The 14879-nt window shown below is 50.0% G+C and carries 17 protein-coding genes and 1 pseudogene; 14 read left to right on the top strand and 4 right to left on the bottom strand.

Features of this window, described 5'->3' with window-relative positions; all coding sequences use genetic code 11:
* Positions 1–510 precede the first annotated feature (510 nt).
* Together HMPREF1246_RS00140 and HMPREF1246_RS00135 are read right to left on the bottom strand one after the other, a co-directional pair.
* Positions 511–996: a pyridoxamine 5'-phosphate oxidase family protein gene (locus tag HMPREF1246_RS00140; RefSeq protein ID WP_231368179.1), complete on the bottom strand. Its 486-nt coding sequence runs from the start codon at positions 994–996 to the stop codon at positions 511–513.
* A 49-nt stretch (positions 997–1045) separates the two neighbouring features.
* Positions 1046–2653: a potassium/proton antiporter gene (locus HMPREF1246_RS00135; RefSeq protein ID WP_035223999.1), complete on the bottom strand. Its 1608-nt coding sequence runs from the start codon at positions 2651–2653 to the stop codon at positions 1046–1048.
* A 433-nt stretch (positions 2654–3086) separates the two neighbouring features.
* Here HMPREF1246_RS00135 and HMPREF1246_RS00130 point away from each other — a divergent pair, with 433 nt between their 5' ends.
* The 5 genes from HMPREF1246_RS00130 (at position 3087) to HMPREF1246_RS00115 (ending at position 5254) form a co-directional block, all read left to right on the top strand.
* Entirely contained in the window at positions 3087–3488 is a 402-nt protein-coding gene (locus HMPREF1246_RS00130) for an ESPR domain-containing protein (RefSeq protein WP_021736336.1), read from the top strand.
* Complete coding sequence (locus HMPREF1246_RS10105) at positions 3452–3697, top strand: hypothetical protein (protein WP_021736332.1); 246 nt, start codon at positions 3452–3454, stop codon at positions 3695–3697. Before HMPREF1246_RS00130 ends, HMPREF1246_RS10105 begins: the two co-directional genes overlap by 37 nt.
* Before the next feature lie 138 nt (positions 3698–3835).
* Positions 3836–4600 (top strand): trimeric autotransporter adhesin coiled stalk domain protein, encoded by a 765-nt coding sequence (locus tag HMPREF1246_RS11015; RefSeq protein ID WP_021736331.1) that lies wholly within the window; start codon positions 3836–3838, stop codon positions 4598–4600.
* Complete coding sequence (locus HMPREF1246_RS00120) at positions 4515–5021, top strand: YadA C-terminal domain-containing protein (protein WP_071779934.1); 507 nt, start codon at positions 4515–4517, stop codon at positions 5019–5021. The genes HMPREF1246_RS11015 and HMPREF1246_RS00120 overlap by 86 nt, the downstream gene beginning before the upstream one ends.
* The gene (locus HMPREF1246_RS00115; RefSeq protein ID WP_035223997.1) at positions 5018–5254 is read left to right on the top strand and encodes a hypothetical protein; all 237 of its coding nucleotides are present in this window, start codon (positions 5018–5020) and stop codon (positions 5252–5254) included. Before HMPREF1246_RS00120 ends, HMPREF1246_RS00115 begins: the two co-directional genes overlap by 4 nt.
* Positions 5255–5985: 731 nt before the next feature.
* Here HMPREF1246_RS00115 and HMPREF1246_RS00110 read toward each other — a convergent pair.
* Complete coding sequence (locus tag HMPREF1246_RS00110) at positions 5986–6600, bottom strand: DUF805 domain-containing protein (protein ID WP_021736344.1); 615 nt, start codon at positions 6598–6600, stop codon at positions 5986–5988.
* Between the two features lie 93 nt (positions 6601–6693).
* Here HMPREF1246_RS00110 and HMPREF1246_RS00105 point away from each other — a divergent pair, with 93 nt between their 5' ends.
* The 3 genes and pseudogenes from HMPREF1246_RS00105 to HMPREF1246_RS10155 all read left to right on the top strand — a co-directional run.
* Positions 6694–7233, top strand: coding sequence for a GNAT family N-acetyltransferase (locus HMPREF1246_RS00105; protein WP_035224001.1), 540 nt, complete (start codon positions 6694–6696; stop codon positions 7231–7233).
* Positions 7234–7480: 247 nt separating this feature from the next.
* Positions 7481–8197: a sulfite exporter TauE/SafE family protein gene (locus HMPREF1246_RS00100; RefSeq protein ID WP_021736335.1), complete on the top strand. Its 717-nt coding sequence runs from the start codon at positions 7481–7483 to the stop codon at positions 8195–8197.
* 42 nt (positions 8198–8239) lie between these two features.
* Positions 8240–8502: pseudogene (locus HMPREF1246_RS10155) on the top strand (PhoH family protein); the annotation flags it as partial.
* Between the two features lie 322 nt (positions 8503–8824).
* Here HMPREF1246_RS10155 and HMPREF1246_RS00095 read toward each other — a convergent pair.
* Positions 8825–9454 (bottom strand): HD-GYP domain-containing protein, encoded by a 630-nt coding sequence (locus HMPREF1246_RS00095; RefSeq protein ID WP_016459632.1) that lies wholly within the window; start codon positions 9452–9454, stop codon positions 8825–8827.
* Between the two features lie 429 nt (positions 9455–9883).
* On the opposite strand from HMPREF1246_RS00095, the gene HMPREF1246_RS00090 reads away from it, so the two are divergent.
* From HMPREF1246_RS00090 to hpf, 6 genes are all read left to right on the top strand, one after another.
* Entirely contained in the window at positions 9884–10675 is a 792-nt protein-coding gene (locus HMPREF1246_RS00090) for a basic amino acid ABC transporter substrate-binding protein (RefSeq protein WP_021736338.1), read from the top strand.
* 15 nt (positions 10676–10690) lie between these two features.
* Positions 10691–11488, top strand: coding sequence for a basic amino acid ABC transporter substrate-binding protein (locus HMPREF1246_RS00085; RefSeq protein WP_035223990.1), 798 nt, complete (start codon positions 10691–10693; stop codon positions 11486–11488).
* Between the two features lie 429 nt (positions 11489–11917).
* A complete protein-coding gene (locus HMPREF1246_RS00080) occupies positions 11918–12688 on the top strand; it encodes a basic amino acid ABC transporter substrate-binding protein (protein ID WP_021736343.1) in 771 nt (256 codons plus the stop codon).
* Positions 12689–12711: 23 nt separating this feature from the next.
* On the top strand, positions 12712–13368 hold the full coding sequence (locus HMPREF1246_RS00075; protein WP_021736345.1) for an amino acid ABC transporter permease: 657 nt from the start codon (positions 12712–12714) through the stop codon (positions 13366–13368).
* Positions 13358–14089, top strand: a complete 732-nt coding sequence (locus HMPREF1246_RS00070; RefSeq protein ID WP_021736340.1) for an amino acid ABC transporter ATP-binding protein — start codon at positions 13358–13360, stop codon at positions 14087–14089. Before HMPREF1246_RS00075 ends, HMPREF1246_RS00070 begins: the two co-directional genes overlap by 11 nt.
* Before the next feature lie 193 nt (positions 14090–14282).
* Positions 14283–14825, top strand: a complete 543-nt coding sequence (hpf, locus tag HMPREF1246_RS00065) for a ribosome hibernation-promoting factor, HPF/YfiA family (RefSeq protein WP_021736330.1) — start codon at positions 14283–14285, stop codon at positions 14823–14825.
* Positions 14826–14879 lie beyond the last annotated feature (54 nt).

Here is a 14879-nt window from a genome sequence, read left to right as displayed (position 1 = left end):
ACCGAACCTCTGTCTACGTTCGGTTTTGGGCTCTTGGTTTTTTACCTTACAATATTCTGCCTTGGAAACGGCGAAAGCCGACCCCCATTGCCAAGGCGGTAAGTCTATCGCCGATTGATTTGCAAGCCGTAAAATGTACTAAAACGGCGAAGCGAGAAATCGTGCAGAGGACTTATCCAGGGAACGCTCCAATGTAAGACTGCGGAACACAGAGCTCTTTTATCTCTTACATCCGCCTAACGTAGTATCAGGCAGATGCTAAAAGCAGCGGATACGTGTTCGTGTACGACGAAGTTTCGAATAGACTTTCTTAGTAGGGGTGTAACTAGCAAACTTGTTTGCGGGAGTAGGTGGTGGATGAGGAGACCGGTTTGGCGCCCGGTCTCACAGTTTTTCCCTCACGGTTTAGCATCAAAGCGTTTTCGTCTTTCTCGCTTGACGACATGCACCGAAGGCGCGAGACAGCCTTTCCATTCTTTTAGCCAGCGTAAATTTTGCGCTGGCTAAAAATTACTTCTCATGTACCAGCTTTCCCGTCATCTTTTCTACGTCAACCCGCACGCCCTGCACGCGGCCGCGGGTGCGTTCCAAGATGGCGTCCACTTCTTTGACGGTAGGGTAGTACTTGAGGCCAATGAGGCGAGTCATGCGCAGGGTTTCTTTTTCGTCCTCGACAACCTTTGCGCGGCCAAAGATGATGACGCTCTTGACGTAGTACGCCCAGTCGCCATCTTCTTTATAGTCTTCGTCAAAAACAGTAAAGCATACTTTGCCGCTCTTTTTTATGGCGTCAATCTTATGACCTTCTTTGGCACCATGGAAATAGAGGGCATTTTCTTTTTCATCATAGACGTAGTTGATGGGAACGCCATAGGGATAGCCGTCATCACCGATGACAGAAAGGACGCCTCGTCTGCCGTTTTTGAGGACTTCCTTACAGGCATCAAGGGGGAGAGCCTGTTTGAAGCGGCGCATGGATCGAATCACGGGAACCATCTCCTTTTTGGGTACTTTTTACCAGTATATCACGGCACTTCCCCTTCTTTCATCCTTTTTTGAAGTGTTCCGCGTCTTTTAGATGAACCAGATGGTCCCCTTCTTTGATGACACTTGATCCTGTCGGAATGAGGGTCTTGAGACCCCGCCGAATCAGCAGGATGCGCTGGCGGCTTGAAAGGGGAAGCGACTCCAGGGGTATGCCAATGAGGCGCGATCCGGCGGGAACCCGTTCTTCTTCAAGGGCCCATTCGCGGCTTGTAAAGCCGTGGGTTCCCAAAATCAGCGTGTCGCCGGCAGCGAGTCTGACTGCCCCCGTGGGGATGATGCCCTTTCCGTCACGGACAATCATGGCGACGATGAGGTCACCGGGGACATTGAGCTCTGCCAAGGTGCGCCCGTTCCAACCGCTGCGCTCGTCGACATGGACGTGACCAAAGGTGATATCCGTGTCTTCTTCGTAATCGGTAAAGGTCTTTTCTACGTCCGCCGCTGGATCAATCATGGCAAACTTTTTCGCCGCCCAGGGAAGCAGCGTTCCTTGAAAGGTGATGGAAAGGAGAACCATGCAGAAAATGAGGTTAAAGAGGTTCAGTGTCGTTTCCGCACCGGCCAAAATGGCTGATATGGCAAATACAATGGACGCGGCGCCGCGCAGGCCTGCCCAGCTCGTAAGAAGTATTTGGGAAAGGGGAGCTCCAAAGGGCCGCAGGAGAAGCGTCACAACAGCGGGCCGCACAATGAAGGTGAGACATACAGTCAGCACTAGGGCGGGCACAAAGACGCTGGGAAGCGTCACGGGCGTTACGACAAGGCCCAGCAAAAAGAAAATCATGACCTGGGCAACTTGGGTCAAGACATCAAAAAAGTGCACCAGATTCCGCTTTTGTGGCATGGGCGCGTTTCCTAGATGAATCCCGCAAAGATAGGTCCCCAGATAGCCATTGCCGCCAAGTATGGTAGGAACGGCGTAGGATAAAAGCATGACGGAAAGGAGAAATAGGGTTCGGGCCTCGCTGCCATCCAAGGCATTGCGCGAAAGAAGGCGAGCTGCGCCAAAGCCGAAGCAAAGGCCTGCGGCGGCGCCGATAATCATCTGTTTTCCCATGAGAAGGGGCAGGGAAAAATCCGACCCCGTCATGAGAGCAATGGCAGCCGCGGTCAGCATGAAGGCCATGGGATCGTTCGATCCTGACTCAATTTCCAAAAGGGAGTCTGTGTGGTATTTGAGGGAAAGACGGCTGCCGCGAAGGATGGAAAAGACCGATGCGGCGTCTGTAGAGGAAATGACGGCCCCAATAAGGAAACTTTCCGCAACCCCCAGGTCTAGGATGAAATGGGCGAGTGCGGCAAGCCCTAAGGCAGAAAGGACAACGCCGACCGTCGATAAAAGGACCGACGCCCTGAGAACGGGGCGTGCCGCTTTGAGGCTTGTCCCAAAGCCTCCATAGAACATGATGATGACAAGGGCACTGCTGCAGATGATGTCAACGGCTTGGTAATCATCGAAGGGAATGTGGAAGAGCCCGTTTTCGCCAAAGAGCATGCCCAAGGCAATGAATAGAAGCAGGGATGGCAGCGGCGTATGGCGCAGGGCCTTGCTGATGAGGAGGGATAAGAGAATTACCGATCCCGTAAGGAGAAGGGAGAGCGTCATGGGAACCGTCCTTTCTTTGACATGATACAAGATGGCCTTATTTTATCACAGGAATATGGAAAAAGTGTGAAGTAAGAGTTCCCATAATTTTTGCTGATTCATCGGCTGGATAAGTAGGAAAATAAGAAAATATTAGCCAGTATAGAATATTGCGAAATTATTGCATAAAGCGTTAAATAAAGTAAAAATCGCCATCTAGGATAAATTAATGAGTAAAAACTAAAAAAATAGATGACTTTGACTTTATAAGAATAAAACAAGTTGTTAAGAGAAAGAAGGGTTTATTTTCTGATGATAACATGATGTGATGAAAATATAAAATATATCCGGAATGGATCCGGGGAAAAATGGGAAAGGCCAGGGGAACGCTTCGTATCATCGGGGTGATTGGCCTTTTCTTTACCTGAAGAGGTTCAAAAGAGGAGGACAAGGTATGAACCGAATCTGCAAAATCATCTGGAGTCACGTTCGAAATGGCTATGTCGTTGTTTTCGAACTTGCCAAAGGGCGGGGCAAAGTGGCGGCTCAAAAGTTGGTACGCATCCTGACGGCGGCCGTGCTGGGTATGATCCTTGGCGGGGCGGCCTTGCCGGCCTATACAGCAACGCTAACGATGCTGGTTACGTCGGATCTGACACATCCCATTGCCGGACCTTGCTTCTTGCTTGGCCCAGATGGGCAGCCCGTCCAAATTACGGGAGATGGCAATGCAGAAAAGGCGCCCACCGTTGTCACCATGGGAAGCCTCAACGGCGTCAAGTTAAGGGGCAATCCCTTTGATGGCGCGGAAGTTCCATTGTGGGGCAGGTCAACTATACGGAAAACGCCAATTTAGCCCTGATCTACGGTGCCGCGAACAGGGTCACCCATTCCTATCGCGATGTCAAGGGCAGCGATGAAATTCTAAGACAAGCGCCTGTCCTTGCCCAAGCAGGAAAATGGGATGAATTGTCCCAGCTCCTGCAAAAAGCCATTCTCGAAAGCGGCGGCCAGGTTATGGTCATGGGTGGGGCCAATACAGTCGATAAAGGCTATCTGTCGTAGGTCATGGGCGTTGGCAACATTCTCACGGGGAACACGAATGAACTCAATGACAGCGCCACACAGATGAACTTCGTCGACGGGTTCTATAATACGGTCACAAATGGCTAGCACATCTATGTCCTGGGCAGCAAGAATACGGTGAAAAATGCTGTCGACGGCGACAATACCAAAGTAAATCATCCTCGTCTGCGCGTCACAGCCACAGACACGAGCTACGTCTGGAAACCGACCTTAGCCGCCGTCTCCGTCGGTGACCCCGATGCCAACGGAAAGATCAATACGCGCCGCATTACCTATGTCGCCGCCGGTTCTGCCGATACGGACGCCGTCAACGTGGCCCAGCTCACAGCCGCCACGGAGAAGGCTGGTACGTCCATCAGCCTCAAAGCAGGTGATGGCATCAAACTCGAAAACGATGGCAGCGGCAACTGGACCATCAGCACGAACTATAAGGATTCCGGTTCCGACAAAGTCACCTACGAAGAGAAGAACGACAATACGGCAGTACCGGATGCAGGCGGCACTGAAACGGGTAATACCGATACGGGGAATGCCGATGCGGGCAGCACTGGCACGGATATCAACGATACGGGAAAGGCTGTCGATGCCGGAAGACCCGCTGTCATTAAAACGAAACTCACAGCTGACGACAAAGGCGAAACGAAACTTGAAAAAGACGGCAAGCTTCGCATTATAAGAAGCGAAAATATTGCAACGGCCCGACAGCAATGTCAACGTCGCCCTCAAAGGCAACATCAGCGTCAGCAAAGTCAGCATCAAGAACGGCGGACCGACCATTTCCAACCCCGGCATCGATATGAATCACAACAAGATCACGAACGTCACCGATGGGGAAGTGAGCCCGACTTCGAAAGAGGCCATCAACGGCAGTCAGCTCTATGAAGCGACCAAAGAAGTTCGTGACGTCAGCAGCCGCGTCGAACGCCTTGATGACCGCGTCGATAAAGTCGGCGCTCATGCCGCAGCCCTTGCAGCCCTCCATCCCCTTGACTTTGATCGGGGCAACAAACTTGACCTTGCCGTTGGTACCGGCAGCTGCCGCGGCAACACGGCCCTTGCCATCGGTGCCTTCTATCGGTCTGATAACCGCACCTTACTGAGCCTCGGCGGATCGACGGGCGGCGAAAACATGTGGAACTTCGGAGTCTCCGTCAAACTCGGCCGCACCAGTCAGTACGAAGGCGTCAGCAAAGCCCAGCTCATTGCCGAAAACGAAGAACTGAAACGCAACGATACCCTCCTGGACCAAAAGATTCAGGAATTCATGAAGATTGTTGCAGAATTGCAGCAGAAAATGAAATGAAAGAAAAACAAAAAACAGAAGGACTGCCACACGAAAAAGAGAAAGCAATAAAAAAGAGCACCGCTCCGAACGCGTGTCAATTGTTCGGAGCGGTGTTCTCATTACGCACAGTTTCTTTAGGCTCGATGCAGGATGCATCGAACCGTCGCCGTTTGGTCTTTTGCCTTAAAAACGCCTTTGAAATGTTTTTCATCGACACGAAACGTGACCTCTACAACACATTTGCCGCATAGCGGCAATCCGCCCCCAGCCAGGACGATTTAGGAAGCAACGTTACGTTTTCCCTTCCGGTCTTTTTCCCATTTGCCTTTTCGAATATGGCTCCAGATTGGCCCAGATGCAAGGAAAAACGCGAAGCGGGCCGACGACGCCGTACTAGAAGTGGGTACTGCTAGGAGGCTCGCCGCGTTTGACAACGCGGATGGGTCGATAGGGACCGCAGGCGAGAAAGGTTTCTTCTGTCATCCGAAAAAATTCCTAGGAGCGGCCCGTCCGACGACGGTATTTTTTCGGGCGTCTTAGAAATGAAATTGTGGTACGCCACTTCTTACGAATCGTCATGCCTTCCTTGTTTTCAAAAGAATCTTTTCTCAAACAAGGAAGGCACGTAACTGCATCGACTCGGAGCGATTTTTGTTCCGAGTAAAAAGTAAGGGGGCCCGACGTCTCCAAACGAGCGGGAGCGAGGAGCATTTTTCGATGGGCCAAAACTGCTAATCGCAAGACACCGTCGAAGCGATTCGGCTGCAGGATCGTGTTATCGAAAAACTTGTTCGGCGCCCAGTCCCGCAGGGACACGGTTTGGCGCCGGAGTTGGGGATTTTTAGGGGTTTTTACTCATAACTCACAACGCAAAACTCACAACCATGATGAATCGGAGCAATTTTTTGCCTCGAGTAAAAAATAAGAGAGACAGTCTTTCCCAAACCCAAAATAACGCAAGCTCACGCTTGCGTTGTTATCCTCACCACGCCCCCGGCGTGGTGAGCGGATCCGGCCCGAACCGATTTGGCCCTTTTTCGCCTTCAATGAAGGAGATACGGATTGCAATATAAATGTTGACGAGGGGAACGATGCTCCAAAGGAGATACCAGCCGGATCTTCCAAGATCATGGGCACGGCGCACAGTGAACATGATTTGGTAGATCGAAACAGCGATGGTCAGGATGGCCCCAAAAAAGATGGGAAGCTCTGCGGGAATCTCCATGAAGATGGCCGCCATGATGTTGAGCACAATGCACAGCCCCGTACGGACCCAATAGCGCTTGCGGTTGAGGCGGCCTTCAATGGTGAGGTCGGCGCGCAGCATCTGCAGATAATCTTCCGCATTTTTGGGCTTCTGAGGGGACTGCGGTGTGGTAAAATGAGGAGAAACGGATTCCTCTTTTGATGTTTCCGTAACCGGCTGCTGTACAGGTGCTTGTTCCTCTGCCGTATGTGCTGTGGCTGCTTCCTGACGGGCGTCCGCGTTCAGCGCTGTTTCTTGGAGCACGGCGGCAGCAATCTTTGCGCCGCACTGGGGGCAGAATTTACTTGTCGGCGTCAGGGGAGCGCCGCACTGAGGACAAAAGTTTGCCATATGGATCCATCCTTTCTTAAAGGGAATTTATCAACAATGTCGCTGCCCTAAATCATAGCTTACAGAGGGAATCTCTGTCAATTCATGAGAAAAATGAGGTGCATTTTGTTTACACTGGAAACAAAAAGGCTCGTCTTGAGACCCTTAACAGAAAAGGACGAAATCAATCTCAAACGGACCTTACAGGACGAAAAAGCCATGTACGCCTATGAAGGCGCCTTTACGGACGAAGAAGTAACGGCCTGGCTTACGCGCCAGTTGGCACGGTACGAAAAATGGGGTTTTGGCCTTTATGCCGTCATCCTTAAAGAAACGGGCGCTTTCATCGGTCAGTGCGGCCTCACCTACCAGCCTTGGCGGGGTGGGGAGGTCCTTGAAGTGGGCTACCTCTTTGAGCGGTTCTATTGGCATCATGGGTATGCCACGGAAGCAGCCCGGGCCTTTATGGATTATGCCTTTAATAATCTTGGAGCGGACGAAGTGTCGTCCCTCATCCGCGATACCAACGAAGCCTCCATGAACGTTGCCCGCCGCAACGGCATGCATCCCGTGGATGAAGATGTGAAGGTGTATAAGAGGCTGAGGATGAGGCATGTGCGGTTTATGTGTTCGGCGCGATTTTTCTCCGAATAATAAGAAGGGAGCGTCAACAAAAGTCCGAGAAACATGGTTGAGGGCGAATTATTTCGGACCCGTTCCCCCGTCAGGGGGCGGTTTGGGTCCGGCGTTACGGTCTTTTAGCATCAAAGCACTTTCCATCTTTCCCGCTTGACCGCCAGCACCATAGGTGTGAAATAGAAAAAGCTGAAGGCTCGTGATAGCTTGATGGCTTTTCTTGCCTTAGCCTACGGCTTCAACCTTTTTGAAAGAAGTGACATCCATGCTATATGCCTTTTCGGCCTTTTTGGCCTACTTCGTCAAAGGCCTCTGCGGATTTGCCAACACTCTGGTCTTTAGTTCCATTCTAAGTTTCTGGCAGGATAACATCTACATTACGCCCATTGACCTGCCTCTTAGTCTCATATCGAACCTGCTCCTCGTCTTTCATGATCACAAGGCTCTTTCCGTGAAAATCTGGGGCTCCGGGGCTTTTTTCATGATTCTTGGCATCATCCCTGGCACATTCTTTCTCAAGGCGGGTGATCCGGCTCTCATCAAGATTATCCTAGGCTTTCTTACCATGGGCCTTGCTCTTCAAATGCTTCTTAAGAAAAAATCCGCAGGCGGGGCAGGGAGCGCTCTTAGTCATGCGCTCATCGCTATCCTTGCAGGTTTTATCAGCGGTCTATTGGGCATCGGTGCCCTTATCAGCATCTATATGGCCCGTGTGACCAATTCCCTCGAAGCCTTTCGGGGCAATCTGTCGCTCCTTTTTATTATGACGAATCTTTTTCGATTTGCCATCTATATTCGGACGGGAATCCTGACGGCAGATACTTTCAATATCTCCCTCACCTTGGTTCCTTTCATGCTGGCCGGGCTTTTGGGCGGCACCATGCTTTCATCCCGTCTAGGCGGGACGCTCGTCCGACGCGTCATCATTTTCTTCCTGCTTCTTTCCGGTGTCGCCCTTGTGGTGACAAATCTCCACATATAACTGCTTTTCCAGTGGTTTACCTGCAGCAGGACCACCCTTGAAAAGACCTGCCTCATCATCGACTAGCACAGAATATGACGCCAGGCAGGCTAAAGGCATCATTACCTGTGCCGGCAGGGGAACAAAAATAATCCTTATGAGTGATCCCCATCAGATTGACCGGCCCTTCCTTGATGAGCGCGCCAATGGCCTGAGCTATGCCTCGGGAAAAATGAAGGAAAGCCCCTCTTTGCTTCCAGATCATCATGCTGGAAAGCGAGCGTGAACGGTCAAAGCTGGCCATGGAAGTGATAAGAAGATTGTGAAGTAAAGGACGCCAGAGGCGGCTGGTTAAGACGGAAAAGGGTGACTGCGAGTCTGCGGCTCTAGCGGTCAAGCAGTAAGGGGTAAAGCGGAAGGCGCAACGATAAGATGGCCGTCCTTGGCTGATGTCATCTGCGATGGCAGGATAAAAGACCGGGAGACTGTCAAACGAAAAATGGTAAGCAATAAAAAGGGAGCACCTCTCCGAACGCGTGTCAATTGTTCGGAGCAGTGCTCTCGTTATCTTTTCTTAGGTCTTTTGCTTTCGAATCTTTCGCTTTGGTAAGGCGGTAAGTCCATCGCCGATTTCTTTTTTACTTTCCATTAAGCGTGGGCCGAGCCTTGTTCCAGAATCAGATCGTTTTGCGCAACCGCGTCAAAGAAGGCTTTGACGACATCGGGATCAAAATAGATCCCGGAAAGGTCACGAATCCTTGTTGGCGTGACAGCGCTCTGCCACTGCCAGTTATGGGTGCAGGGCTTGCAGCGCCGATCATAATAGTCACAGACGGCAATGATGCGGGCCCCCAAGGGAATGTTCACCCCTTTGAGGCGTTTGGGATAACCGCTGCCATCCCAATGTTCATGATGATGGAGGACCATCTTCATGATGTGACCAAAGCCCGGGATATTTTCCATCATACTGGCGCCGGCCAGGCAGTGACGCCGGTACGCAGCCCGTTCTTTGACGTTGAAATAGGGATATTTGGCAAGAATGGTGTTCGGTACGGAAACCATGCCGATGTCGTGAAGGAGTGCTGCGGTTTTGATAGCAGCCACTTCCGACAGGGGAAGCCCCATCTTGATTGCGGTGCAGACAGCGTAGTTGGCAACCTGCTGGCTGTGGAGGAAGAGTCCTTTGTTTTTATGCTCCAGAAGCTTCAAAAAGAAGGATACGAGAGCGCTGGTGTCTTCAGTTGTTGGAAACTCCAAAAATTGGGGTATCGTCAGCATAGTAAAACGACCTTTACATATAAAATAGAAAAATAGGGGAAAAATGCCCCACCTTTTTTTTCTGCCAAAATCCTCTCGGGGCTTATAGTATACTATAAAAATTTGACCTTGAAAACACTCTGAAAAAAATTCGTGAAAAATGAATAAAAATACTTGCGTTTCCTTAACTTCCTCATTATAATAAATAAATATACAATTCAGGTCTGTGGTTGAAAGTCGATGCCAGTTGCAGGCAAAACGATCCACGTAAGCAGCGGAATCCGCTGTGAGCACGGTGCAGCTTAGAAGTAAGACCTGCCGCAAAATGCGAGAGGAGCAGTAGTGGGGAGCCGGAACGCTTAGGAGCGAACCTTCCAGCAGGCGAGTGTGGGGGCGAAGACCAGGTCAGCTGAATTGTATATTTATAAATAAGATGAGGGGTTGAGACGGATGAAAAGTTGGGTGAAAAAATTGGCCTTAACAGGCATTCTTGCTGCAGTGGTTGTAACCAGCCTTTCTGGGTGTGGAAATTCCGGCAGTAAGGATGCGGCACAACAAAAGAAGGAACTCATTGTAGGCACGGAACCTTCCTTTGCTCCTTTTGAATTCCCTGATGGGAAGGATGGGGAAATCACGGGCTTTGACATGGATCTTATCAAGGCCATGGCAAAGAAGCTGGGCTATGAAAAAGTGACCATTAAGGGCATGGGCTTTGATGCCCTCTTCCCGGCCATGAATGCCGGCCAGATTGATGTAGCCATGGCAGGTATGTCCATTACGGAAGAGCGAAAAAAACAGTTTCTCTTCACCGATCCCTACTATGAATCCGGTCTCATGACCATTGTTCGTAAGGATAATACGGTTATCCATTCCCTTGCTGATCTGAAAGGTAAACGCATTGGTGTCCAGCTAGGCACTACGGGCGCCCAGGAAGCCGAAAAGATTGAAGGTGCCAAGGTCACGAATTTTGACACGTCGGACCTTGCTTGCCTGGAACTTAAAAACGGCAATGTGGACGCCGTTATCAGTGACCTGCCGGTACTGGAGTATTTCCTTAAAAAGGGCGGCGCTTCCTACGCAAAGACCGTTGGAACCCCGAAAAAGGGTGATTTTTACGGAATCGCGGCACCTAAGGGGAAAAAGGAGCTCATTGATGGACTCAATAAAGCCCTCAAGGAACTGAAGGATTCCGGCGAGTATCAAAAGATCCATGACAAATGGTTTGGCGCAGAAACGAAATAAGATGGGAAAGAAAGGATGAAAACCATGAAAAAAAGTCTGAAGATGATGTGCCTCCTCGCAGCGCTTATTTTGGGTGTGGCTGGCTGCGGCGGCAATGCGGCCAAAGATGACAAAAAGGCAGCCGCGCCCCAAAAGAAGGAACTTGTCGTCGGGACGGCCCCTTCTTTTGCCCCCTTTGAGTTCCCCAGCGAAGAAGCGGATAAACCGACAGGGTTTGATATGGAACTCATAGAAGCCATTGGTAAGAAGATGGGCTATGAAAAAGTGACCATCAAGGGCATGGGCTTTGATGCCTTGATTCCTGCCATGAATGCCGGCAATATTGATGTAATCATTTCCGGTATGTCTATTACGGACGCACGGAAAAAACAGGTCCTTTTTACAGATCCCTATTATGAATCGGGACTGATGGTCATCGTCAAGAAAGACAACAATGAAATCAAGTCCTTTGATGATCTGAAAGGCAAACGCATCGGTGTCCAGCTAGGCACAACGGGCGCCCAGGAAGCTGAAAAGATTGAAGGCGCCAAAGTTACGAATTTTGATACGTCGGATCTTGCCTGCATCGAACTCAAAAATGGCAACGTTGATGCTGTCATCAGTGATCTGCCCGTGCTTCAGTACTTCCTGAAACAGAAAGGGTCCAGCTATGCCAAAGCCGTTGGCACGCCGAAAAAAGGCGACTTTTACGGCATTGCAGCTCCGAAGGACAAGAAAGACCTTGTGGACGGCATAAATAAAGCCCTGAAGGAACTGAAAGACTCCGGTGAATACAAGAAAATCTATACCAAATGGTTTGGTGAAATGAAATAAGTGAGAACGCCCCTGCCGAATAATCGGCAGGGGCGTTCTATGTGTATAGGAGGCTGTCAGGCTGAAAACTTATGGATGGCAATCAATGAAAAACGTAAAGAACACCGATCCGAACACCTGTCAATCGTTCAGAGCGGTTCGCTTTTCTTATTAAGGTTTGATGCAGAATGAGCAAATCGTTGCCGCAGTTTTTTGCTTTAGGGAGGCGAAAACCGATCCGCCTTACCAAGGCGATTTCGAAACGCTTCGTCATCTTTTCCCTTTCGTTTTTTCCCTTGACGCTTATCCTCCCCGGTCATAGACGCCGCAGCCTGCGCCTTGCTGTTAGCTTAGGCTGCTTTTTTTTAATCTCCCATTGTATAAAAATTCATTCAGATGTATAATGTCATATGCTTCTTAAAAATATCAAGTCTATCTGGAGGAACAGCCATGAAAAAACGTACCGTACTTGTTGGAATGTTAGCCGCTTTGACGATGTTTGCTGCCGGCTGCGGAGGTAAGGATGCAGCTAAGGAATCCAAGGTCCTTCGTGCAGGCACGGAACCGACCTTTGCCCCTTTTGAATTCCAGGAAAAGGATTCCAAGGATTTCACGGGCTTTGATATGGATCTGATCCGCGCCATTGGCAAGCAAATGGGCCGTGATGTGGAAATTAAGAATATGGGCTTTGATGCCCTGATTCCGGCCATCAATTCGGGCAATATCGATGTTGTAGCTTCTGGCATGAGCATTACGGAAGAACGTAAAAAAGCCGTGACTTTCTCCGATCCGTATTATACGTCCGGTCTTGCTATCATTGTCAGAAATGATGAAAACAACATCAAGAGCCTGAAGGACCTTGAAGGCAAAACGATTTCCGTCCAGATTGGGACGACGGGTGCCGATAAGGCCGCTTCCGTACCGGGCGCCAAGGTCAAGACCTTCAACACGAATGCGGAAGTCTTCCTTGAACTCAACAATAAGAATGCCGATGCGGTCGTCATTGACCGTCCTGTTGGGGCTTACTTCCTGACGAAGGAAGGCAAGGGCCAGGATAAGATTGTCGGTGAAACGATGGATGCTGAACCGTATGGATTTGCCGTCAAGAAGGACAGCAAACTGGCTGGCGAAATCAATAAAGCCCTGGGCGAACTGAAGAAAAACGGCGAATACGATAAGATTTACAAGAAATGGTTCGGCGAAGCGCCAAAAGAAAAATAATGGCAGAGTAAGGATTGGTGGGTATGGATCTAGAAATTATTACGTCGTCCTTTCCCCTGCTTTTGGCAGGGGCGGGCGTAACCATTGAAATTACAGCACTGAGCGTTGGTTTTGGCATGGCCATCGGAATTGTCATTTCCCTCATCCGCATGACGGGTATCCGCCTCCTGCGGATCTTGGGCAATGTATATGTCGATTTCCTACGCGGGACGCCGCTTCTTGTGCAGATCTTCCTTGTTTACTTTGCCTTGCCGGCACTCATCCATCATCAGGTGGATGCCTTTTTTGCCGCGGTCTTTGCGTGCTCCATCAACAGTGGGGCGTATGTTGCGGAAATTTTCCGCGGCGGCATTGAATCCATTGACAGAGGGCAGATGGAAGCGGGCCGCAGTTTGGGCATGAACTGGTGGCAGACCATGCGGTTTGTCATCCTGCCCCAGGCCTTTAAGCGGATCATTCCGCCCCTTGGCAATGAATTCATCGCCATGCTGAAGGATTCGTCCTTGGTCTCCGTCATTGGTTTTGAGGAACTGACCCGCCGCGGCCAGCTCATTATTGCCAGGACCTATGCCTCTTTTGAAATCTGGCTGTCCGTCGCGTTTATCTACCTCATTATGACATTTGCTGTGGCTCGTCTCGTAGGGCTTCTGGAAAGGCGGTATAAGAAAAATGAAAAATGATCTCATCAAGATTACCGGCCTTCGGAAAAGCTATGGCAAGAACGAGGTCCTAAAGGGCATCGACATCAATATCAAGGAAGAGGAAGTGGTCGTTGTCATCGGCCCTTCAGGCGGCGGCAAGAGTACATTCCTGCGCTGCATCAACTATCTGGAAGTGCCTACAGGCGGCGAAATTGTCTTTGATGGCATTCCTCTTAATGGCGAGGCTAACATCAACGAAGTCCGCAAGGAAATCGGCATGGTTTTCCAGCGCTTCAATCTTTTCCCGCATATGACGGTCATGGAAAACTTGATCCTTGCGCCGATGAAGGTGCGCCACGCCTCGCGGGAAGAAGCGATGGAAAAGGCCGAGATGTATCTTAAAAAGGTTGGGCTCCTTGACAAGGCCGCTGCTTATCCTGATTCTCTATCCGGCGGTCAGCAGCAGCGCGTTGCCATTGCCCGTGCACTTTGCATGAACCCCAAAGCCATGCTCTTTGATGAACCGACAAGCGCCCTTGACCCGGAAATGATCAAGGAAGTCCTGGACGTCATGAAAGACCTTGCTGAAGGAGGGATGACCATGGTCGTTGTGACCCATGAAATGGGCTTTGCCCGGGAAGTGGGGGACCGCGTGATTTTCCTTGACCAAGGCGTCATCCAGGAAGAAGCGAATCCACAGGAATTTTTCTCCCATCCAAAAAGCGAAAGGGCGCAGCTCTTTTTGTCAAAAATCCTGTAAGGAAACAAATCCAGCCGGCCAACAATTAAAAAATGTTTCAGTTATTACTGGGGAAGCCCGATGGAATCGGAGCTTCCTCTTTGTTACATTTTTTAAAAATTTTTCAAGAATTTTAGAGGAATTTCGCTTCATTTGTAGAAATAGGATAATAAGAACGAACAGGAAACATCCTGTGAGTTAGGAGGTAATCATTATGACAGTTAGAGTTCGTGGTAAGAATCTTGAAGTAACGCCTGCATTGAAAGATTATGTGGAAAAAAAGGTTGAAACCATTACGAAGCAGTTCAAGACTGTTGGTGAAATCACGGCCGTCATGAGAATTGAACGCAATAAGCACATTGTGGAAATCACGGTTCCTGCAAGCGGTATCGTCCTCCGCGCCCAGGAAGGCAGCGAAAACATGTATGCTTCCATTGATAATTGTGTGGAAAAAATCGAGCGCCAGATCCATAAATATAAAACCCGTCTCATGAAGCGGAAATACAATAATTTCCGTGATGCCGCGGTTCCGTCGGTTCCTGGTGACGTAGAGGAAGCTTCAGCTGACGGCGAATTCAAGGTCGCTCGCACCAAGACCTATGCGATGCGTCCCATGAATGTGCAGGAAGCCATCATGCAGATGAACATGCTGAACCACGACTTCTTCGTCTTCTTCAATGACGAAACGGAATCCATGGCCGTTGTGTACCGCCGTAAAGCCGGTGACTATGGTCTCATCAATCCGGAACTTGTCTAATCAAAAAACATGCCGCTTTCGGGCGGCATGTTTTTTTTAGGAGCTGTTTTAACT

This window comes from Acidaminococcus sp. BV3L6 (genome assembly GCF_000468835.1).
In the GTDB taxonomy this organism is placed as follows: Bacteria; Bacillota; Negativicutes; order Acidaminococcales; family Acidaminococcaceae; genus Acidaminococcus; species Acidaminococcus intestini.
The sequence above is the reverse complement of the archived record's forward strand: the minus strand, read 5'-3'. Positions and strand labels throughout refer to the sequence as shown.

Coding starts and splice junctions, on each gene's coding strand:
- HMPREF1246_RS00090 (WP_021736338.1), top strand. CDS start 9,884: ATGAAAAGTTGGGTGAAAAAATTGGCCTTAACAGGCATTCTTGCTGCA.
- HMPREF1246_RS00115 (WP_035223997.1), top strand. CDS start 5,018: ATGAAAGAAAAACAAAAAACAGAAGGACTGCCACACGAAAAAGAGAAA.
- HMPREF1246_RS00130 (WP_021736336.1), top strand. CDS start 3,087: ATGAACCGAATCTGCAAAATCATCTGGAGTCACGTTCGAAATGGCTAT.
- HMPREF1246_RS00085 (WP_035223990.1), top strand. CDS start 10,691: ATGAAAACCATGAAAAAAAGTCTGAAGATGATGTGCCTCCTCGCAGCG.
- HMPREF1246_RS00095 (WP_016459632.1), bottom strand. CDS start 9,454: ATGCTGACGATACCCCAATTTTTGGAGTTTCCAACAACTGAAGACACC.
- HMPREF1246_RS00080 (WP_021736343.1), top strand. CDS start 11,918: ATGAAAAAACGTACCGTACTTGTTGGAATGTTAGCCGCTTTGACGATG.
- HMPREF1246_RS00120 (WP_071779934.1), top strand. CDS start 4,515: ATGAATCACAACAAGATCACGAACGTCACCGATGGGGAAGTGAGCCCG.
- HMPREF1246_RS00070 (WP_021736340.1), top strand. CDS start 13,358: ATGAAAAATGATCTCATCAAGATTACCGGCCTTCGGAAAAGCTATGGC.
- HMPREF1246_RS00075 (WP_021736345.1), top strand. CDS start 12,712: ATGGATCTAGAAATTATTACGTCGTCCTTTCCCCTGCTTTTGGCAGGG.
- HMPREF1246_RS00135 (WP_035223999.1), bottom strand. CDS start 2,653: ATGACGCTCTCCCTTCTCCTTACGGGATCGGTAATTCTCTTATCCCTC.
- hpf (WP_021736330.1), top strand. CDS start 14,283: ATGACAGTTAGAGTTCGTGGTAAGAATCTTGAAGTAACGCCTGCATTG.
- HMPREF1246_RS00100 (WP_021736335.1), top strand. CDS start 7,481: ATGCTATATGCCTTTTCGGCCTTTTTGGCCTACTTCGTCAAAGGCCTC.
- HMPREF1246_RS00105 (WP_035224001.1), top strand. CDS start 6,694: ATGAGGTGCATTTTGTTTACACTGGAAACAAAAAGGCTCGTCTTGAGA.
- HMPREF1246_RS00140 (WP_231368179.1), bottom strand. CDS start 996: ATGGTTCCCGTGATTCGATCCATGCGCCGCTTCAAACAGGCTCTCCCC.
- HMPREF1246_RS00110 (WP_021736344.1), bottom strand. CDS start 6,600: ATGGCAAACTTTTGTCCTCAGTGCGGCGCTCCCCTGACGCCGACAAGT.